21 protein-coding genes and 1 pseudogene are annotated in these 22,568 nt (G+C 38.8%); 1 reads left to right on the forward strand and 21 read right to left on the reverse strand.

Translation table 11 applies throughout. The features are described 5' to 3' along the window. Position 1 precedes the first annotated feature (1 nt). The 16 genes and pseudogenes from Q4E64_RS02085 to Q4E64_RS02160 all read right to left on the reverse strand — a co-directional run bounded on the left by Q4E64_RS02085 (position 2) and on the right by Q4E64_RS02160 (position 14,252). Positions 2–487, reverse strand: a complete 486-nt coding sequence (locus Q4E64_RS02085; RefSeq protein ID WP_303166000.1) for a hypothetical protein — start codon at positions 485–487, stop codon at positions 2–4. 99 nt (positions 488–586) lie between these two features. After that, positions 587–1,411, reverse strand: a complete 825-nt coding sequence (locus Q4E64_RS02090; RefSeq protein ID WP_303166001.1) for a hypothetical protein — start codon at positions 1,409–1,411, stop codon at positions 587–589. 78 nt (positions 1,412–1,489) lie between these two features. Further along, complete coding sequence (locus Q4E64_RS02095; RefSeq protein WP_303166002.1) at positions 1,490–1,966, reverse strand: hypothetical protein; 477 nt, start codon at positions 1,964–1,966, stop codon at positions 1,490–1,492. A gap of 618 nt (positions 1,967–2,584) precedes the next feature. Then, positions 2,585–3,610: a hypothetical protein gene (locus Q4E64_RS02100; protein ID WP_303166003.1), complete on the reverse strand. Its 1,026-nt coding sequence runs from the start codon at positions 3,608–3,610 to the stop codon at positions 2,585–2,587. Positions 3,611–3,769: 159 nt separating this feature from the next. Continuing rightward, positions 3,770–4,216 (reverse strand): annotated as a pseudogene (locus tag Q4E64_RS02105) (NAD(P)-dependent oxidoreductase); the annotation flags it as partial. A gap of 210 nt (positions 4,217–4,426) precedes the next feature. After that, positions 4,427–4,579, reverse strand: coding sequence for a hypothetical protein (locus Q4E64_RS02110; protein ID WP_303166004.1), 153 nt, complete (start codon positions 4,577–4,579; stop codon positions 4,427–4,429). Between the two features lie 5 nt (positions 4,580–4,584). Further along, positions 4,585–5,121, reverse strand: a complete 537-nt coding sequence (locus tag Q4E64_RS02115; RefSeq protein ID WP_303166005.1) for a CatB-related O-acetyltransferase — start codon at positions 5,119–5,121, stop codon at positions 4,585–4,587. 92 nt (positions 5,122–5,213) lie between these two features. Beyond that, a complete protein-coding gene (locus Q4E64_RS02120) occupies positions 5,214–6,119 on the reverse strand; it encodes a glycosyltransferase family 9 protein (protein WP_303166006.1) in 906 nt (301 codons plus the stop codon). A gap of 123 nt (positions 6,120–6,242) precedes the next feature. Next, complete coding sequence (locus tag Q4E64_RS02125; RefSeq protein ID WP_303166007.1) at positions 6,243–7,160, reverse strand: glycosyltransferase; 918 nt, start codon at positions 7,158–7,160, stop codon at positions 6,243–6,245. Next, positions 7,094–7,438: a hypothetical protein gene (locus Q4E64_RS02130; protein ID WP_303166008.1), complete on the reverse strand. Its 345-nt coding sequence runs from the start codon at positions 7,436–7,438 to the stop codon at positions 7,094–7,096. The genes Q4E64_RS02125 and Q4E64_RS02130 overlap by 67 nt, the downstream gene beginning before the upstream one ends. Positions 7,439–7,455: 17 nt before the next feature. After that, complete coding sequence (locus Q4E64_RS02135) at positions 7,456–8,427, reverse strand: glycosyltransferase family 2 protein (RefSeq protein ID WP_303166009.1); 972 nt, start codon at positions 8,425–8,427, stop codon at positions 7,456–7,458. A gap of 17 nt (positions 8,428–8,444) precedes the next feature. Continuing rightward, complete coding sequence (locus Q4E64_RS02140) at positions 8,445–9,659, reverse strand: O-antigen ligase (RefSeq protein WP_303166010.1); 1,215 nt, start codon at positions 9,657–9,659, stop codon at positions 8,445–8,447. Beyond that, positions 9,626–10,801 carry a glycosyltransferase gene (locus Q4E64_RS02145; RefSeq protein WP_303166011.1) on the reverse strand — a complete coding sequence of 392 codons (1,176 nt, stop codon included), beginning with the start codon at positions 10,799–10,801 and terminating at the stop codon, positions 9,626–9,628. The genes Q4E64_RS02140 and Q4E64_RS02145 overlap by 34 nt, the downstream gene beginning before the upstream one ends. Before the next feature lie 24 nt (positions 10,802–10,825). Further along, entirely contained in the window at positions 10,826–11,953 is a 1,128-nt protein-coding gene (locus tag Q4E64_RS02150; protein WP_303166012.1) for a glycosyltransferase family 1 protein, read from the reverse strand. An 11-nt stretch (positions 11,954–11,964) separates the two neighbouring features. After that, complete coding sequence (locus Q4E64_RS02155) at positions 11,965–12,723, reverse strand: glycosyltransferase family 2 protein (RefSeq protein ID WP_303166013.1); 759 nt, start codon at positions 12,721–12,723, stop codon at positions 11,965–11,967. Positions 12,724–12,761: 38 nt separating this feature from the next. After that, positions 12,762–14,252 (reverse strand): ATP-binding protein, encoded by a 1,491-nt coding sequence (locus Q4E64_RS02160; protein ID WP_303166014.1) that lies wholly within the window; start codon positions 14,250–14,252, stop codon positions 12,762–12,764. A 126-nt stretch (positions 14,253–14,378) separates the two neighbouring features. Between Q4E64_RS02160 and Q4E64_RS02165 the strand changes: the two genes are divergently transcribed. Continuing rightward, the gene (locus Q4E64_RS02165) at positions 14,379–16,169 is read left to right on the forward strand and encodes a phosphoethanolamine transferase (RefSeq protein ID WP_303166015.1); all 1,791 of its coding nucleotides are present in this window, start codon (positions 14,379–14,381) and stop codon (positions 16,167–16,169) included. A 62-nt stretch (positions 16,170–16,231) separates the two neighbouring features. Here Q4E64_RS02165 and Q4E64_RS02170 read toward each other — a convergent pair whose 3' ends face one another. The 5 genes from Q4E64_RS02170 to Q4E64_RS02190 form a co-directional block, all read right to left on the reverse strand. After that, a complete protein-coding gene (locus Q4E64_RS02170; protein ID WP_303166016.1) occupies positions 16,232–18,007 on the reverse strand; it encodes a phosphoethanolamine transferase in 1,776 nt (591 codons plus the stop codon). A gap of 411 nt (positions 18,008–18,418) precedes the next feature. Then, on the reverse strand, positions 18,419–18,871 hold the full coding sequence (locus Q4E64_RS02175) for a YrbL family protein (RefSeq protein ID WP_303166017.1): 453 nt from the start codon (positions 18,869–18,871) through the stop codon (positions 18,419–18,421). 369 nt (positions 18,872–19,240) lie between these two features. Continuing rightward, positions 19,241–20,491 (reverse strand): nucleotide sugar dehydrogenase, encoded by a 1,251-nt coding sequence (locus Q4E64_RS02180; RefSeq protein ID WP_368501475.1) that lies wholly within the window; start codon positions 20,489–20,491, stop codon positions 19,241–19,243. 1 nt (position 20,492) lies between these two features. After that, a complete protein-coding gene (locus Q4E64_RS02185) occupies positions 20,493–21,548 on the reverse strand; it encodes an NAD-dependent epimerase/dehydratase family protein (protein WP_303166018.1) in 1,056 nt (351 codons plus the stop codon). A gap of 9 nt (positions 21,549–21,557) precedes the next feature. After that, the gene (locus Q4E64_RS02190; RefSeq protein ID WP_303166019.1) at positions 21,558–22,565 is read right to left on the reverse strand and encodes a glycosyltransferase family 8 protein; all 1,008 of its coding nucleotides are present in this window, start codon (positions 22,563–22,565) and stop codon (positions 21,558–21,560) included. Positions 22,566–22,568 lie beyond the last annotated feature (3 nt).

Here is a 22,568-nt window from a genome sequence, read left to right on the forward strand (position 1 = left end):
ATTATATATCACTAAAGAGAGATTGGCTTCTTATTTGAGGAAAAAAGTTACAAGCATCTTGTATACCACAATTTAGGCAGAAAAAAGACAATGCTTCGTCAAATGTGTTATATTTCGCAGTTATCTCGATTCCTTCAATTGTAGGCTTATAAATTTCATTTTCAATGTTCTTTGCAGTTATTTTATGAATGTGCGGTTTAAAATGTTCTTTTATTTTAATGTTACCGCCATGTGGACCGTTACATCTGTATAATATGATATTCTTGTTAAGCTCAGCATTTTTCCAAATAAGCCCTAGCGAAAAGTTATCTGGAAGTTGTGTGTTTTGCCTTATAAATACGCTAAAATGTTCCTGTCCGTCACTAGAACTCAACTCCATATCGTTGCGCAGGTTGACACCATGCTCTTCCATATGCCTTTTGGGATTTTGGATTATTATTTTATTACACGTAATCATACGGTTAATTATATCATCTGTAATACACATGCCAAGCCCTCCTTTACTCATCATTGATATTTAATTTCCCCTCACCGCTTCGCCGCTACAAATTCCAAAACATCGTACAAAAACTTTTAGAATTAACAACTACCTTTGCACAGCTTGCTTATAATAAGACTGCTTGATTACCGTATTTCCCAAGCCCTTTTCTTTCAACAATTCTACTATCTTCATCTCCATTTCAGTATTCACCCATGGAGACAATATTACCTCATCTATCAATTTATTCAAATTACAATCTACCATAGTATACTCTATGCCATTGTTTTTATCCAAATTTATTCTAAAGAAATCTTCTATTGAATTAATGCCATTCAACTCCTGAATGATTTTATTAGTTTCATCAAAATTCACAACAGCTAACCGTAGCTCTTTTTCCCAATCATAAGTAACTTTATCCTTTAAAAAAGCAAAAGAAAATGGATCATAATTTTTATTACGATATTTCTCATGTCTAACATACTTAATTTTACCTATAAAAACTTCTTGCTTAGTGCTAGAAAATGCATCTTTAAGATTTCCTATCGTTGTTTTGATAGCAACAGCTCCTTCGATATTATCACGCCCAGCATACTCCTTCCACATTCTATAATTTTCTTTATCAGAAAGACTCCAGCAATTAATACATGTAAAATGTTGACAAAATTTTACTATTTGATTAAGTTTAGCATAATCATGATATGCTTCTATTATTTCATTCCGAAATTGTACTCGCAAAAATCCACCAGCAAGAATATTTCTATTCGCATATGGTATCATGCCCTCTTTTGGATCGGTTTCAATAAATTTTGAGATTTCTCTAAAATAAATTTGTTTTCTACTTAGCAAATCCAAAAACTTTTCATAAGACCAATAACGTATTATCGAACTATCGTCCGGTGGAGTATTCCATAGATCAGAAAATGTATACATAAACTCATTACCTCATTCCTTAGATTTTCTCAAAAAATCATTATACTCCTCTATATTAAAAATACTAATATATTCCTTCTACATATTATCTTTCTCTTCTTCCCAACCAAATCTTTTGTCACAACATTCATCTAAAGTTTCTAGATACCGATCCGTTTGCTCTAAAAATTTGATTATATATCTACAATTAGCTTCGAGAACTTCAGCAATATCTTTCGACTTTACTATATTATTCCCTAGCGGATTCTTTATTTTAGCTTTACATATTGCTACATTTAAACAACCTTCCATTAGGCTAATAGCAAACCACTGCTTAATTTTTTTACAAAAATATTGATGTCTATCAACTAATAAATTCTTTTGAAAAATTCTTATATAATCTATATTTTGAATTGCAGCAATATATTGTCTCACTATCGGAAGATGGTAACCTAAAAAGTCATCCGGTATAATTATATCCGGCTTATCTAAATATTCTTCAATATTTCTATGCATCAAATATAAATGCTTATATAATTCCAATGCTTGCTGAAACATTAATGCTTCACAATCCATTTTATTATAACTATATTTTCGGAACTCACACAATAAAATTGTAATGAAGCTTACAAATAACCCGCCACAAATTGTTAAAGCAAAGTTGTTCGACATCCACCATCAATTAGGTGTAAAAAAATAGTTTTCGATATTTAATGTTATTAGATAAGTAAGGAGCATAAGTCCAATACTTAAAATAGCTGTGAATTTTATAGTTCTTATATTTTCTCGCATATTATCAATTACCAAACGGCTTTCTGCTTAAATGATTTATATACGACGCAAGTTCATGCTAACGCCCTTGATTAAACAATAGTTCCGTCGTTTGACACTCTCTTACTAAATCATATATTTCTTTAAGCAACCTCATCTGCTCGATAATTTTATTTTACATAACCGTCATTCTCCTTCGCATAGCACAAATGCTTAGATTACAAAAAAATATATACCTCTCGCAGCTTCATTATACTATGCTCTATCAGCAAAACAATAGTTTGAATTTTGCAAATAAATTTTAATATTATATCTTCATCCTCGATATTATATTGTGAATTTTAAATATTTATATGCATATAAATTGCGTATTTCCTCTGTAAAATCTATTTTTATAATACCTAATGACTGCTTTTTATGTTTTTATTTATTACTATCCCTACTATTTAGTATGATATCAATAACATTTATTCTTAAGTTATTAGTTGCAATCTCGCCCAACTTACAACTACAAAACCAGCAAACTACAAAAACTATAACTGCAGTACACACAAAAAGTATACTATACAAATTAATGGCTTTATCTAAAGCATTTGGCAAAGATAGAAGCTTTTCATTCCACCCATTTAAAATTGGCAAAGCTCCAAATAAAAATCCAATTATAGCTAAAGCTCCTGCTAAAGCTATAGTTCCATAAAAATTTACTAAGTTTTGTTTGTGATCACGCTCAGTTACGATAAGTGCTCTCTCTTTCTCTAGATACGATACTGCCTTAGTTTGGTATTCAAACATTATCTCATCAAAATTAATGCTCAAATCTCGATGAATAATTTTCTTGAAATTCTTAAATGATGCATCTATTATATTAAATTTAACTGCAGTTTCAACTATTGGTTGTGTTTCAAGATCGCAATAATATTTTTTATTTTTCACTGCATCTTTTTCAATATCAGAAGCAGCATTTATGACTGATACGCTTAAGAACGAAAGAATTAGTACTCCTAGCCACCACATAAATATAAAAATAATAGTTCTAGGGTCATAGGCCAACAAATCTCCCTTTATAACGCAATATCCTACTCTTAAGGTTTCACAAAAAGAAGAAAAAGCCTCGTAATTTTTATTAAAATCAGCACATTCTTGATACAATATGCCCAAACTAACTAGAGTATTAAAAACTACAATAATATATTCAATTACAGTATACGCCAGTGCTCCCAGCAACCTAATATGGTGATTTCTTTGCTTAAAAAAGATAATTATATTTACAAGATATACAGCAAGTATGAATGTTCCTATTATTATTTCCTTGTACTGATTATTATATACAATTTTAATCATAGCTGGAGTTACAAACATAAACAATGCAGTATATCCAACAACTAATAATAACAATAACATAGCCTCAAATAATGTATAAATGCTTCCTACGCTAACGCCAATATTCAATCGTAAACATCGTTTATTCAGCATTTCACTAATTTTATATATACACACAAAGTTATCTTTTGCAAAAATAAACTTACAGAAAATATAGTAGAACAAACAATTTATTATAAGCAATGTATAAATAGGCATATTACTACCTTCTCCTGTTATATTATGCTTTTATTTACTAATGCATTTCATGATATATCTCTCTACCGCGTCCTGCCAATCCGGCAGCGGCTCAAAAACTTTTTCTACTAACAACCTTGCCAAATCAAAGGTATATGTCTGGGTACCAATTTGGTCGCTTACTACGCGCAAAGTATCATACTTCTTCCCCAAGTTCAACATTGTTTTAATAAAGTTATTACCGTTAGCGCCAAACACCCAGGCGATGCGCACAATAAAATATTTTTCCAAAAGCTTTGCTACCGCCAGTTCGCTCCGCAATTTACTTTCGCCGTAAACATTCAGCGGCGCGTAATTTTTGCAATCCGGCTGCCACGGTTCGGCACCTTGCCCGTCAAAAACATAATCTGTGCTGATATACATCTTTTTACAATTTAACTTTTTACAAACTTCCGCAACATTGTGTGTTCCGTCCGCGTTAATAGCGAAAACTTGCGCGCGGTTAACCGCTTTATCCGCAGCAGCTACACCTGTTCACATCATGCGCACACAATTTAAACTTAAATTGCACTGCAGTGTATTATAATACACTGCCTAATTTTATTGCTCCAAACACTTCTCTAGATTTTCAAAAGTAATGACTAAAAACACTTCTACAAAATTATTTTCATTTAATATATTCAAATTACTCTCCTAATAAAATTCTCATTAAATATTTTCTTGTTCGCCATAATATCGGATAAATTTTTCTGGACTATACCATAAAGAGAAGCTCTCTTTAATTTTATCGTCATCCCAATTCCACCATTTTATTTTTAATAATTTCTCGATAACTTCATCAGAAAAACGATATTTAAGCAAGCGGTCTACCCCCCGATTACTGCATATGGAGGAACGTCTTTTCTTACAATACTGCCAGCCGCAATCACAGCTCCATCACCAATTTTTACATTATTAAATATAATACTACCCGCCCCTATCCAAACATCATTCCCGATTTCTATAGAATGTTCTATATTCGGACAAAATTCATCTAGTCTATCTTTAGAGCAAAAGCCATACTCTTTTAATGTAGCTATCGAACTAGTAGTAACCCAGTCCATATTGTGTCCATTAGGAACTGTTATAGAATGCGGAGCAATTGAACAAAAAGCGCCTATTTTCTTAACAAATAGCGTACCTAAATTTTGATAACCATAAGTATATCTTCCAACTTCTACTCCATCATACTTCTCCCACCAATACCTTGCTAAATTATCTTGCCAGCCATAGTTATTATGAGATTTTTTATAAATATACTTAGGGCAATTACTTGTTCCCCTAATAAATCTAACTATCGAACACAAATAAGCTTCGCTATCAGTAATTTTATATTTATTCACAAGGTTTATGTCCATCTTCATAGAATCTCCTTACTTCTGTTTCTACTTTGTCAACAGTTATGCTGTCCATACACCAAGGATGATCGCAGCGTTCACCACCAGTAATAAGAAATTCACATGGAGCACAATAAGCTTCCGAACGAATGGCGGCAAAAATATTTGGGGGAGGCGCCACGCCTAACTGGTTGTGGTCCATATATCCCTATAACCGGAATGTCAAACGCATATGCAACGTGAACGAACAAACTACACACAGCTATTAATAAATCTGCTCTTTTTACCAAATAACCCATTTCAATAAGAGTAGTTTTTCCACGCATATCTATAACATTACTAGGCAATTCTATATTTTCCAGCCTCTTTGACTTAACTCCCAAAACGACAAACTGTTTATCACCCAACTTACTAAATAGCTTCAACCAATTTTCAATAGGCCAGTCTTTCTGCCAAGTATCCGACTCTAAGCTAACTGCAACATAACCTTTTTCAAAATTCCCGCCTGAGTCAATAAAAATCTTTTCTATGTTTTCTTTTTCTGCTTTAGTTGCTTCAGGATAATAAAATTTATTCCAATTATTTACAGTTGTAACGTCAAGACCTGTCGCTTGCTTAAACAACATAGCATGAACATATGGCTCCCACTCTTTATCCATCCAAGGTTCATACTTTAAATTTTTTGTCAGATATATTCCTCTTTTATGCGGAAATCCTATTCTTTCTTTTATCATCGCTAAAGCATATATAAGAGATATACGATAAGAATTATCTACGCAATACGCCAAATCTTTCCGCCAAAAATGCTTTATAAAAAAGATTTCATCCTTGAGTGTTTTCGTAAACCCATACGCTTCGTCTACAAATGGCATTCTGCTAGTAATAGGCAAAGTATGCTTTTCCGTCACTAGAATCAATTTCGTATCAGGCATAAGAGTTTTTAACCCCTGTAGCAGCGGAGTAAGCATTATCGCGTCCCCTATTCCCATTAGCCTACTAATTATAATTTCATTATACTGTTTCATACAAAACTCCCTTATCACATAATATTTTTATATAAATTACTTTATACCTCAATAAGTGATTTGGGAGTTTATTGATTTTTGCAGTATGAATATTTTTAATGCAAAACAATCTTCTCTTGATTCTTATTTTGCACTAATAGCATCCTCCACTATTTCTTTCCACTTATCCCAAACAACTTCAGGTGAAAATTTACTCATGGCAAGATGAGCCTTATATCCTATATTTTTACGCAAAATTTTATTTTCCATCAGCATACTCAACTTGTTAGCCATGTCGCTTACATCATCCGCCAAAATTCCAGTTTCACCATCAATAATTATATCAGCTAAAGCGTTGCAATTTCTAAATCCAACCACAGGTAATCCTATGCTCATGGCTTCTGTTACAGCTAAAGGAAAGCCTTCAAACTTACTGGTTGATACAAATATCTCTGCTTCTTTCATTACCGAAAAAATATCTTTAGTAATCCCACAAAATTCTATTATATTATTTAAATTGTGTTGGCTAATTTTAGCTTTTATATCATTTAAATATTTTGCATTATCATCAGAACCGTAAAACTTAATATTCCATTGTGGGAAATCAGCTGCTATAAGAGAAAATACATCTATCAAAATATGCGGCCTTTTTACAATTTTCTCTAACCTGCCAACCCAAACTATCGTATTTGTATTATATTTATTTTTTATATCACTTTCAGAAAATTGAGGGACGACATTAGGGATACATATAATGTTATGTATCCCTATATCCAAGAAAGATTTTCTATAACTTTCCAATAATACTTGTACCTTGTATGCATTTTTCCAAGCCGCCATTTCAGACTGAGGAACATTGTCTAATATGCTTTGCGGATCGGTATGGCACATGGCTATTGTCGGAATTCTATTATTAGTAGCAGTTTGCGCCAAAAATAAACTTTGGCTATCGGCGCAAATAATGATATTTGGAGTATTATCTGCAATTACAGCTTTTAAGCGTTTAATAAATTCTTTCTCAAAATACTCTGTTTTAGGATCTGAAACTTTCTTTCCAAGCAAACACATATTCCGCCCACAAAAAAACGTTTTATCTCTTTTTTTATTTTTGCCCATTTATAACTCATGCTATTATATTTTTCTCCAATATAGCATAAGTTAACAAAATTTACCTTATCATCTAAGAAATAATATGGTTTTCCTTCTTCCGTATCTAAACAAATATAAGTAACCTCATAACCTCTTTTTGTGAATTCATTGGCAAAGTTGCATAATACTTTCTCTATCCCGCCTGGGTAATTTACTGTTTTATATACTTCTACCAACATAATATTTTTCATTTTACAAGCTACCTCCTTTACTTCACCAACGCTTCTATCTTCCCATACGCCTTATATAAAAATCCATCACTCATTATGGACGATAACAATACTCTATCTTTCAAAGCCAACTGCTTAACTTGCTCTTTATGTCCAAAAATATACTTTAACATATCGTCTCTCTGCTTATCATTCAATCCTCCCCATCCGGCGTCTATTACAAAAGCTTTAATACTTTCATGCAAGGCTTTTTTTATACTCCATTCAACAACAATTTTTTTATTTAGCTCTCTACCTACTTTTTCATGTTCACAATAAGCCATAAATTTGCTGTATCGGTGAAAAGGTTTAAAATCGTTTTTACCCCATGTTAAAGAATTTTCATTACAACGATTATAAAAATAGACGGGTTTGCACCTATATACTATTTTTTTAGCGCTGCTTGCTAAATGCGGCATAGTAAATAAATCTTCATATATCATTCCATATGGAAATCTTACTTTTTTCCATAAATCTTTTTCGAAAAGTTTAACAATAGCATGATTGCCCCATTTATCAACTAATAAATCGTCTCGCAATTGCTCGCTAGATAATGCTTGTAAATTCTCTCTGGGAGTATATTCCAAACCGTTAACCATAGCTACTTTAGATTCTAAAATAACTATATCAGCTTTTTCATCTACTGCAATGTTCAAGAAAGTATCTACAGCATTATCAGCTAACCAATCGTCTGAATCTACAAATAAAATATAATCGCCGCTTGCATTCTCTATACCTTTATTCCTAGCCGAGCTTATTCCCGCATTCGCTTGTTGAAAATACTTTACCCTGTTGTCGCGAAGCGCGTATTCTTCACAAATAGCGCCGCCGTTATCTACAGAACCATCATTCACTATGATGAGTTCTATATTTTCATAAGTTTGTTTAAGAATACTATCAACGCATCTCACAATAAATTGTTCCGAATTATACATTGGAACAACAATACTAACTAAATATTCCTTTCCCATAAAAATACCATTTCCCCCTATTTTTTATCATCCAAGCAACTTATAACGCCTACTGTCAGCCCCAAACACCCATAAAAGAACCTTGCAGCGCTTTTCATTGTTATGCCCACATCCACCAATCCATGAATAGTAACTGCAATAGCAACCAATAACATAGCATAACAAAATACGACATTTAACGATAAACCTAAACTATTCTTTATTAAATACGCCATGATGCCCAACATTAAAATACAAAAGCCAATTCCGCCAATTAATCCGGTAGTCGAAAAATAATATGCGATAATATTATGCGGCATATCCAATTCCTTTTCCTTAGCCTGTGGAGAAATATATTTTTTCTGGTACTCTTTTTCCCAATTTGCCAAACCAACGCCAAACACTTTATGGTCGTTCCACATATTGTAACTGGACTCCATCAATAAAATGCGCTCGTAATCATAGCTGCGATGAAAATTTTGCATATTATTATAGCCCAAATATCCCAATGAACACGTTAATAATACAATAATCAACGCCATTTTTTGCCAAAGTATTTTTCTAAAGCCATACAAAATTAAGCAAAAATACGCGCCCAATAAAATGCCCAATATAGCTCCCCTAGAAGCCGTTAAAAATAAAGTTGCAACGCCCCAAATAGAGTTTGCGAGCATTCCGCAAGCCAGCAATCTATTGTTTTTGCTTCTATAGTAATTTACTGCCATAAAAAGGCAGTACGGCAATAAAATATCCAACATCATAGCGAAATGATTAGGATGCCCATATGGACCTGTCACTCTTCCGTGCGTTTTTATAAACTCAGCAAGTCCAATGATATTAGATATCAACAAAGCTAAATGAAATCCATAATATGCTGCGAGCCATTTATTTTTTTCAAAAGAAGCTAAAAGATACATCAGAAAAAATGGCAGCATCCAATATATGATATTCTGCGCTTTAGCTATACTTGCCGAATCGTGTATGGCCAAAGAAGCTACTAACACAGCGCATACGAACACGCCAAAAGCCCAATAAAGCAATCTTGGTACAGCAGCTAATTTAACCAATATCTCTTTCCTATAAAAACAGATAATTACAACTATAGCCAAAGCAGCAGCAATGCTTACAAACGCATTATATTGCGGCCATGCCAAACTCAAGCTATAAAGAAATAATACTACAGAAGGAATTGCTTCTCTTTTTCTATCCCTAAGATTAGTCATTTCGCAACCTTCTCCATTAATTTTTCCCATTGATCCCAAATTTTTTCCGGCGCATAAGCCGCCATGGCTTTTTTCGCCGCCTTGCCCATCTGCACGCGCAAATCTTGGTCGCCCATCAGCTTATCCAACGCCTGCGCCAAAGGTTCCACACCGTCGGCGCATAAAAATCCTGTTTTGCCGTCTTCAATCAATTCGTTAACTGCAGGACAGCTTTGGTAAGCGACGGCAGGCAAGCCTACGCTCATACCCTCCGCCAACGCCATACCGAAACCTTCATAAGCGCTGGGAAAAGCGAAAATATCCGCTTGCTTCAACGCACTAGGCACATCATTGGTCGACCCTTTTATAAAGGCTCTGCCCGTTAAATTATTGGAGCTAATTAACATTTCCAATTCTTTGTAATAAGGCGCCCTATCCTTAGCGCCCCACAATTCCACTTCCCAATCAGGATATTTATCGGCTAATTTGGCAAATGCCTGCAACAACAAATGCGGGCGCTTGTGATTTTTTGTCAACCGCCCTACGAAGATAATTTTAAAACACTCTTTCTCAGCCGCCAAATCTGCACTAAAATCAAACTGCGGAATAGCGTTGCCAATGGTTATAGTTTTCGCATCCGGCAAATGATTTTTAATATGCTGTTCAAACGACGGCATCAACACCTGACAAACGGCGCTTTTGGTCAACGACGGAATTTCCTTAACCGGATAAATATGAAAATAATCCTCCGGATCGCCATGCGACATCGTTATTACCGGTATATCGGTCTTAGCGTCGCACAAAAGCAGCTTGCTCGCCGCCGGTTGATAAGAAACGATAATATCCGGCTTGATAATGTTAAGATAATATTTTACATTATCCAACAAATAATGTTCTTCAAACCAGCTATTCACTGTCCTGGCCGGTCTTTTGCCCACGGCACGCAATGCTTCCCTGACAGCTTTAAGATACAAAGGAAAATTGATTTTTGATTTATCGGGATTAACCTTTAAATTATAACAACGCAGCTTGTTATCCGTCGCGTAAAAAAATTCTCCTTCTTTTTCATCACTATATAGCAAGCTCACGTTATGCCCGCGAGCTATCATTTCGTTGGCGAAAGCGCAGGTCACTTTAGCTAAACCGCCACTATCGTTCACCATTTTGGTAAAATTCGCCAGTAAAATTTTCATAACCAATATCCCCTAACTTGATAATTATCTTAAAATAGCCTTTAATAAATTTTCGTGGCTAAAAGCTATATTGGCTTCAGCCAGCCCTTCCTTATATTGCTCATGCTTTTGCGGATAAGTATTTACAAAATTCTCCAGTTGTTTTGTAAAAGCAGCTAGAGCGTCTAACGCTACGGCTTCGCCCACATTATAATTTTGCAAAACCTCCGGGTTCATCTCCGGCGACTGCAAAATTGGTTTATAAAAGCCGATAGCAGTAAACGACATAGCGCTCCAATGATAGCGATAACGCTCGGCGGCATACGGCGCTATAATAACGTCCACGCCCAACAACGCCCGTTGCCATTCTTCGCCGATTAAATTTTTATGCCAAAATTCAATACCCGGAACAGCGCGATATTCTTCAATTATCTTTTCAAATTCTTCGCTATCTTCCGTGCGCGCCGTAGCGCCCTGCATAATCAATTTCACCGGTATCGTAAAATGCGCCTGCTTAAAAGCATCCAAAAAGAAGCGTACGTTTTTTTCCCTGCGATACTGCCCAAAGAAGCCCAATTTCAGCGGCTCGCGATAAGTCAAATTCTTATCTACCGGCAAATCCAAAGGTTTGAATACGGGGGGAGCAATCAAATCAACATTGGGCAAATTATCGTTTACAAAATCATTGCGCAGCGTGATAACCTTTAAATGAATATTTTTATAAGGCAAGCATTTACGCGCTTGTTTTACAAAATTAGCCTTTTCCTTAGGATTTATTCCGTGAAAAATTATATATACTGGTATTTTGCTATTCTTTAAATCGCTGTTTAACAAAGTACGCAAATAGCGATAGGTCGCGGTAGGAATGATCAAAGCGTCGTAGTTTTTAGCCGCACTCATAACATATGCCGAATCGAACCATTTTTTCCTGCGATACTCGCGCTTAACAGATAACAACAGTTTTTGAAATTTATCAGCCCCGGCATAAGTCACTACCTCGCCGCCGGATAAATAATCTACTTTCGCCTGATATTTTATTTTAAAAGGAAAGTTTTGCGGTACCAGCATAACGGGTTCATGTCCTTGACGACTTAACTCGTCGACTAATATTCTGTCGAATTCTACTTCATGGCCTGCGGGCATCACAATACTTTCTAAAACAGCTACTTTCATCGCGCCATCACCTACAGTTTGCCATTACTTTTATACAAATAATATAGTTTAACATACTTTGTCATCGTATAAAAATAATGATTTACAGATAATATCCATCCCAAGCGACCATCTTTAAAGCCGCCGTTAAACAAATAAACTTTAATGAACGCCCACAAAGGACGTAAAACGATGTCCTTCAAAAAGCCTACTTTTTTATCACCCTTCTTATACTTTTCCGCGGCCAATGTAGTATAATTGTTGAATTTATTAAAATACTGCTGCCAATTATCATAAGTATAATGGTACATAAACCCCTGCATTTTTTTATTGGGGTAAGGCGTAATAATAGCAGGGTGTACGTAACCTTCAACATAAGAATCCTTTGCAGGCATTACGCGGCACACATAATCGGGACGCAAAACGCCGTGCTCAGCCTTATCATAATGAAATTTATTTTTGCGCCGAATCCAATACGCAACCTGCTCGTTCTTCTTTACCGCCGCTTCTATTTCTTTGGCCAATTCCGGCGTACAGCGTTCGTCCGCATCGATAAAGAATATCCAAGGATACTTAGCCTGCTGAATGGCAAAAGTTTGCTGCCCGCCCCAATCACCGTTCATGCTGCGGTGAATGACGCGCGCGCCTAAGCTTCCGGCAATCTCTTGCGTTTTATCAGTACTTCCGTCGTCAATAACTAAAACATCTTTGGCAAAATTGCAGCTAGTAATGCAGTCGCCAATATTTTTTTCTTCATTTTTTGCTAATATTAAAACGCTTATTTCTACCATATGCCGCCATCCTTTATTCTATATAACACTTAACACAGTTAATCGCCCAAAGCCTTTGCTTTTACTATCCATTCACCCTTGCGGTCGGAACCCTGCCGTTCCAACAAGTCTTGTCCTTTTAAAGCGCGTATAGCTCTTGTAACATGACTACGACTGAGGTTAAGTTCCTCGCATAATTGTAAAATGGTATTACGAGGATACCGCTTAAAATATTGCCAAACCACTTTTTCCACACCATTCAAGGCATTATTTTCAGTCTCATTTTCAGTCTCATCTGATTCTAAAAATGCAGAATGAATAAAAATTGTCGACGCAAACGAAAGCCGTTCGTCGTCCGTTTCAAACAACGGCTTAGGCGAACCGTTAGCTTCCAAAGCGTTTAAAATTTTTCTAAAGCCGGTATTGCGTCCCTCCGTCAAATGCATTTCTTTTAAAAACTCGCCTATGCGACGGTTGCGGTAACGCCGGTTAAAGACACGGTAGCGCCGCAAGCCTTCTTTGGTAATAGAGCGGTCGGCTCCAGGATGGCTCACTATCTCGATTCTGTCCGGCAGTACGCGCACCTCTATCGGCTCGCGCACATCATAACCCTTATGGTACACCGCGTTAGACAACGCTTCTTCTATCGCCGCGAAAGGATAATTATAAAAGCGGTCGGCTTCCGCACGGTCAGGATATTTGATAACCTTTTCTTGGATGATAGCGCTTTGTATATACTGCAATGCGCTTCGCAGCTGCTGATGTAACGGCCCCGTAAAAGTATTTTCTATAATTTTATCCCCGCCAAGCCCTTCGGGAAATTGCACAATGTCAATTTGCGCATACGGGAAATATTTTTGCGGATTCAGACTAAAAAACATCAACCCTACATTTTTTGGCTTAGTATATTCCGGCAAGCTATTGACAATATTCATATTTTTGCATAAATCAATAAATTCCATTTTATCGATTTCCGCATACAGTGAGCTGGAAACTTCTTTAAGATAACTCTGTATAAGCGTAACGTTTAAATCCGTTATATCCGCTTCATGGTTGATACGATCGTCAAAAGGAACATTGTTAGCTAACGCATACAGGTCTCTTTTTTCTTCTTCCGTAGGCGCAACGGTGCTAGCCATTTTGCGGATATAATAAATAAATTCTTTACAATCCCTGCCCATATGCTTCGGCGAAGAATACGGACGCACACTGCCGCCTGGAGCCCAGATAACTATAAATTTTTTGCCCTGATATTCGGCAACTTCCGTAATCGGCATATATTCCGGTCGGATACACTTGCATTTATTAAACATATCCTTTAATATACTATCTATCTTAGATGGAGCAATGCCGACAAGAAGCTTAGAATTATCCTGCTCTTCCCTTACGCCTATAACAATGTAGCCGCCGCCCCAGTTGTCGATATCGTTGGCGAAAGCGCAAATTGTTTTTAGAGAAGCCTCTGAATCCCACGTTTCCTTAAACTCTATTCTAGCCCATTCGACTACATTGCCAGCCAACAGAGTTTTTATATTTGTCGGGATCGCCATTTGCTACACCTCCGTTCTTCAAATGCATTTCGCCGCTTGCGCCAGCGCGTCGTTCTTTACACCTTTACTTGACTTTAGTATAATATAAATGGCTTTGATTATCAAGGAAAAGAGGCTTATTCAAGCATGAAAAAAGACTTTTTTAGAATCGTTATATATAGCGCAGTTTTGTTCTGCCTCCTGTTCGGCTACTACGTGCTGACCTCCAACGGGTTGGGCAATAAGCCGTTTTATTTGCAGCTGCGCCGCTTCATTCCCATGTCCATTATCTGCGTCATAACCGTCCGCTTGCTCTTAGCGCAGGTAAGCAGAAAATTTTTTATCTCCTTCGCTATTACCTCCGCCGCGTGGATGTTAGCGTACCCTGTGCTTTACAAATTAACCTTTACTAAAACCGTCCCGTTTTTCAGCCACCACTTCGATATCGTTTTCGCAATTTACTCTTTCGTCGGCTTAACGGCGCTGACGTTTCTGGCCTTACGAAAAAATCTAAGCAAGATTGCGCGGCTTATATTATCCGTTCTGCAAACTTCCTTACTGCTCCTGCCCCTTTTAGAAGTAGCTTACTTCTTCTATTACGGCAATTGCATCACCGAAGCCGCCGTGCTTTCCATCTATCAGACTAATCCCGCGGAAGCGAAAGAATATATTTTGCAATCCTTAGGTTATGGCGGCGTGTTAGCCGCCGCGCTGGGTATCGACGTTATTTTTACCGGGCTGTACCGCGTCAACGGAAACCACCTACATTTAATTACTGCCGCGCAGCCCGCTAAAAAATCTTTAATCTTTTTAAGCGTCGCCGCGCTCGCCGCTACCATTTATTCCTTTGGCAACGCCTTTCCCCAAACCGGCATTATGACGTTAAACAGCGACGTGCGCCGTTACTTTTACGCCGTCAACGAATTTAACGTCCTGCATAAGCAAACCTTAAAGGATTTGCGCGTAAGTCCCAGCGAGCCAGCATTTGCTAAACCAAGTACAGTTATCGTCGTAATCGGCGAATGCGCGTCGCGCAATTTCATGAGCGCTTATACCGCTACGCCGACGGACACCACGCCTTGGCTGCGCCGGCAAAAAGCAAATCCCGACTTCATCGTTTTCAAAAATGCTTACAGCACGCGCGTCAACACGGTGATGGCGCTGGAACGCGCACTCACGGAAAAGAATCAATACAACGATTTAGAATTTAAGCAGAGCGCCACGATTATCGATATCGCTAAAGGCGCGGGCTATTATACCAGCTGGTTCAGCAATCAAGGAACGACCGACGTTTCCGATACGCCCATCACCATCGTAGGCAAAACCGCCGACGTCGCCAAGTGGACTAACCAGGATTTAAGCACTGTGCAATACGACGGCGCATTGTTAAATTATTTAAAAGCAGTCGACCCGCAGAAAAATAATTTTATCGTTTTGCATCTTATGGGCAGCCACGATAATTACCAAAACCGTTATCCGCCGGAATTTGCCAAATGGGGCGACCCCAGTAAAAACGAACCGCCGCTGAATTATGATAATTCCTTATACTATTCTGATTACGTGCTATCGCAAATATATCAATATGCCAAGGATAACTTAAATTTGCAGGCCATGCTGTACTTTTCCGACCACGGCACAGTGCCCAATGGTCGCCGCAATCCTGACATGAATCCTTTCGCGGCGCTGCGGATTCCGATGTTCGTCTACCTGTCGCCGGAATACCAACAGCAGTATCCCGCTACTACAGCAGCGTTAAAGAAGCATCAGGCGCAATATTTTACTAACGATTTGATTTACGAAATGGTCTGCGGCCTGTTGAACGTTGAATCCAACCGTTACGACGAAACGCAAAGTTTCGCGTCGCCCAAATATAAGTACACAAGAGAAACGCTGCGTACCGATTTAGGCAAGGTGAAGCTGACGGACGATAAAGAATAATAAAAAGCAGGACGCTATGTTAAAAATACAATCAACATAGCGCCCTGCTTTTATCTTATTCATCAAATATGCGTATGCCCGGCGTTGGTCAACAAATCTTCCCTCCGGTATTTAAACTTCGGCGAAGCCAGCGAATTAGTTTCGTCAAATTTATTGGACTGCACGTTAAAAACGCTACACAATAATTCATACGCTAAATCGTTGGTCCAATATAGATTTTGGTGTTGGCGCAGCGTTTCCACTACGTTTTTATTTTTAGCGATGTATTCGTCGGAAAAATATGTAACAAGCGGAATGCGCATACAGCCAAGCCCTTCAAAATTAGGCGAGCGCCGTCGGTCAGGAACTACCGCATGGTCAGAAAAATACACCATCGCCTGTAAATTTAATTTTTCTTGAGCGTAAGCGAAAATTTTGCTTAAAACGTAATCCGTATACGCTATTGTATTGGCGTAATTTAATTCCAATTCATATTTTCCGGGCGTACCGAATCTCGTAAAATCTTCCGGATAGCGGTTCAGGAAATTAAAATGACTGCCTTTAAGATGGATAACGACAAAATTATTGCGCTGCGGGTCTACCTCGTCCAGAAAATCAAGCAAGGATTCGTCGTACTGTACAGTATTCAATTTTTGCTTCGTCCACTTCGCCACGTCGGCAGTATCGGCAATCAAAGTTACCGGCGTATCGGCGCAACCTAAATGGCCCTGATTGCTGTACCAGTGTATCCTGTACCCTCCCATCGCACGTACTACGTCGATGATGGAGCAGGCCTCATAAAATTTTTTATCGTTATATTGGTTGATTTCCGTCAACGCGTTCGATACTGCTACTACAGTATTGGCGCAAGTAGAATAAGCGTTAGGAAATATAATGCAATTCGGCGTTTCTTTGAGCTTATTCAGCCACGGCGTCGTGTTGTGCGGATATTGCATATTAAAAGCTTGCATATAATCGCGCGACGCCGATTCGCCAATTACCAGCATGATGGTCGACGGCTTGTCAAACTTTTCCGCTAATGGCTGCACCGTTAAATTTTTTACGCGCTCCCGCATATTAGATTTATATAATTTATTCGTTTCTAAATAAGTTTTAACGTCCAAATAAAATTCCACGATAGCGGTACGAATAAATACGCCGTGCTTTTTCTTCCACAAATAGCAAGTCAAGAACGCGACGATAGCCGCTAAAACCGCCATGGAATATAAAGATAACGGCTGCGTTTGCGTCAACGCGCCGTAATTGGCCCAGCCGCACACGCCCATCATTAAGACAACGCCCAGCGCCGAAAAAATATTGTACGCTAAAGGCAGCGATTTAAAATACTCGATGATTTCATTATAATGCGTTTCTTGCAGCATCTGCATACCGTTTTCGTTGATACAGGCTTTGTACAAAACGAAATATCCCAACTGTGCTAACGGAATCAACAAGAGAATTACTTCCAATACGGTAATTATCACAGCGGCAGGCAGCGCCAATCCCGGTATTTGTTGAATCAAAATTCCTAAAGCGGATATCCAGCTAATAATATATAAGCCAAAAACTGCTTCAAAATGAAATTCAAAATCCGAAGATACCTTATGATTGCTGATATAATAAAGCGTCGGATAAGTAAAAATCCATAATAGCCAAATGATTACGGGTATAATAAGCAATGGAGACATCAAAGGTAATCGAGTCACAGCAGACGGCAATACCGCCAAGATAGCGCAGGGCACAAAGCGGCGCATTTGCAAATAGGTTGCTTTATTGCCAAGTCCATGGGAAATCTTCAAATAATATCCGTAAGATAACACGTAAAAAATAATAGCCGACAAAATATATGAATTGTACATTTATTAAGAACTCCTCAGGCCAAGCCAAAAATATATTTCAATACTATCTATTGTATCTCTATTTTGCCACGAGAAAGTTAAATGTAAATGAACTAATTGTATTATAGCCATATTTTTTACTTATTGTTTGGATAGTTATGGCTTATAGTAAGTAAAAAGGTTTAGGTTCAAACAGCTGTAACAGCTATTTTTCCCTAAACCTTAAAACGCAACCAAACGAGTCCCTAAAATTTAGTTTAATTGTGATAACCAACTACTCATCGTATTTGTTCAACCAGTTTGTTGATTATCTCTGTGTCATATCTTCCAATAATAGTTTTTAAAAACCGTCTCCATCTTTTTTGTATCCTAATTCTGGCTACAAAGCTAAAATAATACTCTAATGGAATCAATGCGGCGCTTCCCATATCGTTAATTACTCTTAGCGATATATCGCTCGTCCCCCCCCGCTTGTACAATAATATTTTCTGGAAATAAGCCCATGGTAATTATTTCATTATTCAACAAATCTGTTTTTAATTGACGTAATTTAGCTACTAACAGTTCGAAATGCTCTGACAACATCTGCTCATCTTCTAAAAAGTCTTCTAAAGTTCTACATTTAGAGCCGTCAAAATTTACTAAATACTCATAAACATGCCCTTCTCCTAGATTAGTTGCAACGGCTCCATAATAGCGCGGCAAAACGCTATAGTTTTTCCCTTTGCGCCGTAAAACCTTTAAATACCGCAACTCTCTTTGTAAATCATCTTCTCCTTCATACGTATAAGCCATCTTTATACACTTACTGCTGTCTTCCGGATGAAGATAGCATTTTTTATGCGTTCCCTTTCCCAAAAATAATTCTTCCGATAAATTCAGCATATTAACCTCTCCCTATGAATTTGTATTCTATTTGCCTTTTATCCTCATGTAAAAGCAAATATTACTACTATTTTGCTTTTTCGTTTTTGTTCTATGATCTTAAACTATTTTTGAGATTATAACCTCTATGCATAGCCACATAATCATAATAGCAATGGTTAATTAATCACAAAATAATCTTTCTGATCTCTCTACGGCAAAATTCATTTATAATTCATTCCAGCCAATTATAATAATAGTTTAACATAGCGCTCGCATTTCATCAATAAAAAATACACAACAGATGCTGACGTCCGTTGTGTATTGAAGCGCTGAGCTTTGCAAAACCAGCGCGCTTTTAAATTATCTATTGCCAATCGAGAGCGGCTATCAATCTCTCCGAAAGATATCTCTGGTATAAACTTTCTCCTGCACGTCGTCCAGGCAAGCGTCGTACCTGTTGGCGATAATCGCCCGGCTCCGCTGTTTAAATTCTGCCAAATCGTTGACCACGACGCTGCCAAAGAAGGTATCGCCGTCCTGCAGCATGGGTTCGTAAATAATCACTTTCGCTCCCTTCGCTTTAATGCGCTTCATCACGCCCTGAATCGAGCTTTGGCGGAAATTGTCGGAATTACTCTTCATTGTCAGACGGTACACGCCGACAACAACTTCTTTTTCCTTCGCCGCATCCCATGCGTCGTTAGCCTCATACGCTCCGGCAATTTCCAGTACGCGCTCGGCAATAAAATCCTTGCGCGTGCGGTTGCTGGCCACAATAGCGCCGATTAAATTTTCCGGCACGTCGCTGTAATTTGCCAGCAACTGCTTGGTATCCTTAGGCAGGCAGTAGCCGCCATAACCGAAGCTGGGATTATTATAATGGCTGCCAATGCGCGGGTCCAGGCAGACGCCAGCGATGATTTGCTGCGTATCCAAGCCCTTCATCTCCGCGTAAGTGTCCAGCTCGTTGAAATAGGATACGCGCAAAGCGAGATAAGTATTGGCAAACAGCTTCACGGCTTCGGCCTCCGTAAAGCCCATTATCAAGGTGTCGATGTTCTCCTTAATCGCGCCCTCCTGCAGCAAGGCGGCAAAGGTCTGCGCCGCCTGCACCAGCCGTTCGTCCTGCATATCCGTGCCGACGATAATGCGGGACGGATATAAATTATCGTACAGGGCTTTGCTTTCCCGCAAAAATTCCGGGCTGAAAATAATATTTTTGCTACCCAGCTTTTCGCGGATAGAAGCTGTGTAGCCAACGGGAATCGTGGACTTAATTACCATCACAGCATTGGGATTGTACTGCATGACCAGCTTAATCACCGCTTCGACCGCGCTGGTATCGAAAAAGTTTTTCTTGCTGTCGTAATTAGTCGGCGCGGCGACGACTACAAAATCAGCGTCCGCATAAGCTTCTTTGGCGTCCAGTGTCGCCGTCAGGCGTAGCTCTTTTTCCGCCAAATATTTTTTAATATACTCGTCCTGAATGGGCGATTTTTTATTATTGAGCAGCTCCACCTTTTCCGGTACGATATCCACGGCGGTTACCTGATGATGCTGACTTAAAAGCGTCGCGATGGACAAGCCGACGTACCCTGTTCCGGCTACCGCAATTTTCAAATTCTCAAATTTTTTCATGCTATTTGTTTCCTTCACTATTCATATAAAATTCTTTATACCACTCGGCAAATTTGCGCAAACCTTCGCGCAAGCTCGTGTGGGGTTTAAAACCAAAATCCCTTTCCAAAGCCGAAGTGTCGGCGTAAGTCACGGGCACGTCGCCCGGCTGCATGGGCACAAGCTCCTTATGCGCCGCAAAATCATAATCGTCCGGCAACACGGCGGCGCGAATCAGCTCCTGCTGCAGAATATCGACAAAGTCCAGCAAATTTTCCGGGCTGTTATTGCCGATGTTATACACGGCGTAAGGCGGCAGCGGCAGACCATCCTCGCCCGTTTTCCTGGCGGGCGGCTTAGCCATAACGCGGATAACGCCTTCAACTATATCGTCCACATAAGTAAAATCGCGCTTGCAGTTGCCGTAATTAAAAATTTGAATTTTTTCACCGGCGCGCAGCTTATTAGTAAAGCCAAAGTAAGCCATATCGGGACGCCCGGCGGGTCCGTAAACGGTAAAGAAACGCAACCCTGTGGACGGAATATTGTAGAGTTTAGAATAAGCGTGCGCCAAAAGCTCGTTGCTCTTTTTCGTCGCAGCGTACAAGCTCACAGGATTATCAACTTTATCGTCCGTACTGTACGGCACTTTCTTGTTTGAGCCATAAACGGACGAGGAAGAAGCGTACACCAAATGCTCCACGCCGGATGCGCCTCCATCGTAGGAATGGCGACAGGCTTCCAAGATATTATAGAAGCCGATGATATTGGAATTGATATAAGCGTCGGGATTGATAATGCTGTAACGCACGCCGGCCTGCGCCGCTAAATTCACAACAACGCGAGGACTGTAATCAGCAAAAATTTTATCGATAAGCGCCTTATCCGCCAAATCGCCTTTGATAAAAGTAAATTCAGCAAAGCCCTGCAAAACGCTTAAACGATGCCGCTTTAACCCGATGTCATAATAATCGTTGAGATTATCCAAACCGATAACGCTAGCGCCCTTCGCCAGCAGCCTTTTGGCTAAATGAAAGCCGATAAAGCCCGCCGTGCCTGTAATAAATATATTTTCCATAATTACCTCTCATATGCCCAATTTATATCTTATTTTTAACCAGGAATACCAAAAACAACTTTTCAGCATCTCGCCGTACTGCCCTTCCCTTTTATAATGCTGCATCATCAGCTTATGGTTAAAATAATGCGCAGGGTCTTTGGGCGGATTAGGGTCTTTAATGCTGTCCCAACACGACACATCCAAATAATGCCGCCACAAACGCGCCCCTTCGCCGATAACCATTTGCCATGGTTTATTGCGCCCGGTAAAATGATAAATCAAAACGCCTTTATCCGAACCGCCGTTAAATTTGCGGTCGATAAATAATATCTCGCCGTCCAAAACTAAATTCATAATATCCTGGCTCTGTCCGGAAAAGCGGCTGGGGTCTGCTCCCTGATAAGAAAATACTTTTTCCGTAATCCGTTCCTTTTCCCATTCGTTGATATCTATCCACATCAGGCCGTCGTTAAAATGCTTGCCGCTTTTCTGATGCAAAAATTCCGTTTTGTATTTCACCGCCTCCGGCGTTTCACTGGCGGCGGCGAAAGGATAGTCTTGCAAATCAATTTTTTCTATCTCGCTGATATCGCCGACGCAAATCATATCGGCGTCCATATAAAGGTACTTATCCGTAAGCGGCTGTAAGATTTTAGGCATTACCGAACGTAAATAGGTAACGCGCGAAAAATGCTTGGTTTTAATATGGAAAGACTGAAAAGGCTGCATATCCATAATATAAATGCGCATCTGCGTTCCATATTTTTCAGCAGTCCGGCGCATTTTAGCAAGGTTTGCATCGCTCACGCCGTCGCAAAAAATATGAAAGAAGAAAGGCTTGCGCTTATTATTTTCTAAGATGGACGTTATCGCCACGCCTGCCTGCATAAAAAAATTATCGTCAATATTAAAAGCTATATGCATGGGTTGCATGGGTTGCATGGACAATAGCGCATTACGGTGGGGCATTAACGCGCTGATTTCTATGGTTTTCAGTATAAATTTGTTTTTGGCAAAGTCCTCTTGGTTAAACATTTC

The sequence above is a fragment of the Phascolarctobacterium sp. genome (genome assembly GCF_030531065.1).
Classification (GTDB): Bacteria; Bacillota; Negativicutes; order Acidaminococcales; family Acidaminococcaceae; genus Phascolarctobacterium_A.

Excerpts from the sequence above, each read along its gene's own strand:
- Q4E64_RS02085 (WP_303166000.1), bottom strand. The coding sequence starts at position 487 with ATGTGTATTACAGATGATATAATTAACCGTATGATTACGTGTAATAAA.
- Q4E64_RS02090 (WP_303166001.1), bottom strand. The coding sequence starts at position 1,411 with ATGTATACATTTTCTGATCTATGGAATACTCCACCGGACGATAGTTCG.
- Q4E64_RS02095 (WP_303166002.1), bottom strand. The coding sequence starts at position 1,966 with ATGGATTGTGAAGCATTAATGTTTCAGCAAGCATTGGAATTATATAAG.
- Q4E64_RS02115 (WP_303166005.1), bottom strand. The coding sequence starts at position 5,121 with ATGAAGATGGACATAAACCTTGTGAATAAATATAAAATTACTGATAGC.
- Q4E64_RS02120 (WP_303166006.1), bottom strand. The coding sequence starts at position 6,119 with ATGAAACAGTATAATGAAATTATAATTAGTAGGCTAATGGGAATAGGG.
- Q4E64_RS02130 (WP_303166008.1), bottom strand. The coding sequence starts at position 7,438 with ATGAAAAATATTATGTTGGTAGAAGTATATAAAACAGTAAATTACCCA.
- Q4E64_RS02135 (WP_303166009.1), bottom strand. The coding sequence starts at position 8,427 with ATGGGAAAGGAATATTTAGTTAGTATTGTTGTTCCAATGTATAATTCG.
- Q4E64_RS02140 (WP_303166010.1), bottom strand. The coding sequence starts at position 9,659 with ATGGGAAAAATTAATGGAGAAGGTTGCGAAATGACTAATCTTAGGGAT.
- Q4E64_RS02145 (WP_303166011.1), bottom strand. The coding sequence starts at position 10,801 with ATGAAAATTTTACTGGCGAATTTTACCAAAATGGTGAACGATAGTGGC.
- Q4E64_RS02150 (WP_303166012.1), bottom strand. The coding sequence starts at position 11,953 with ATGAAAGTAGCTGTTTTAGAAAGTATTGTGATGCCCGCAGGCCATGAA.
- Q4E64_RS02155 (WP_303166013.1), bottom strand. The coding sequence starts at position 12,723 with ATGGTAGAAATAAGCGTTTTAATATTAGCAAAAAATGAAGAAAAAAAT.
- Q4E64_RS02160 (WP_303166014.1), bottom strand. The coding sequence starts at position 14,252 with ATGGCGATCCCGACAAATATAAAAACTCTGTTGGCTGGCAATGTAGTC.
- Q4E64_RS02165 (WP_303166015.1), top strand. The coding sequence starts at position 14,379 with ATGAAAAAAGACTTTTTTAGAATCGTTATATATAGCGCAGTTTTGTTC.
- Q4E64_RS02170 (WP_303166016.1), bottom strand. The coding sequence starts at position 18,007 with ATGTACAATTCATATATTTTGTCGGCTATTATTTTTTACGTGTTATCT.
- Q4E64_RS02175 (WP_303166017.1), bottom strand. The coding sequence starts at position 18,871 with ATGCTGAATTTATCGGAAGAATTATTTTTGGGAAAGGGAACGCATAAA.
- Q4E64_RS02180 (WP_368501475.1), bottom strand. The coding sequence starts at position 20,491 with ATGAAAAAATTTGAGAATTTGAAAATTGCGGTAGCCGGAACAGGGTAC.
- Q4E64_RS02185 (WP_303166018.1), bottom strand. The coding sequence starts at position 21,548 with ATGGAAAATATATTTATTACAGGCACGGCGGGCTTTATCGGCTTTCAT.
- Q4E64_RS02190 (WP_303166019.1), bottom strand. The coding sequence starts at position 22,565 with ATGTTTAACCAAGAGGACTTTGCCAAAAACAAATTTATACTGAAAACC.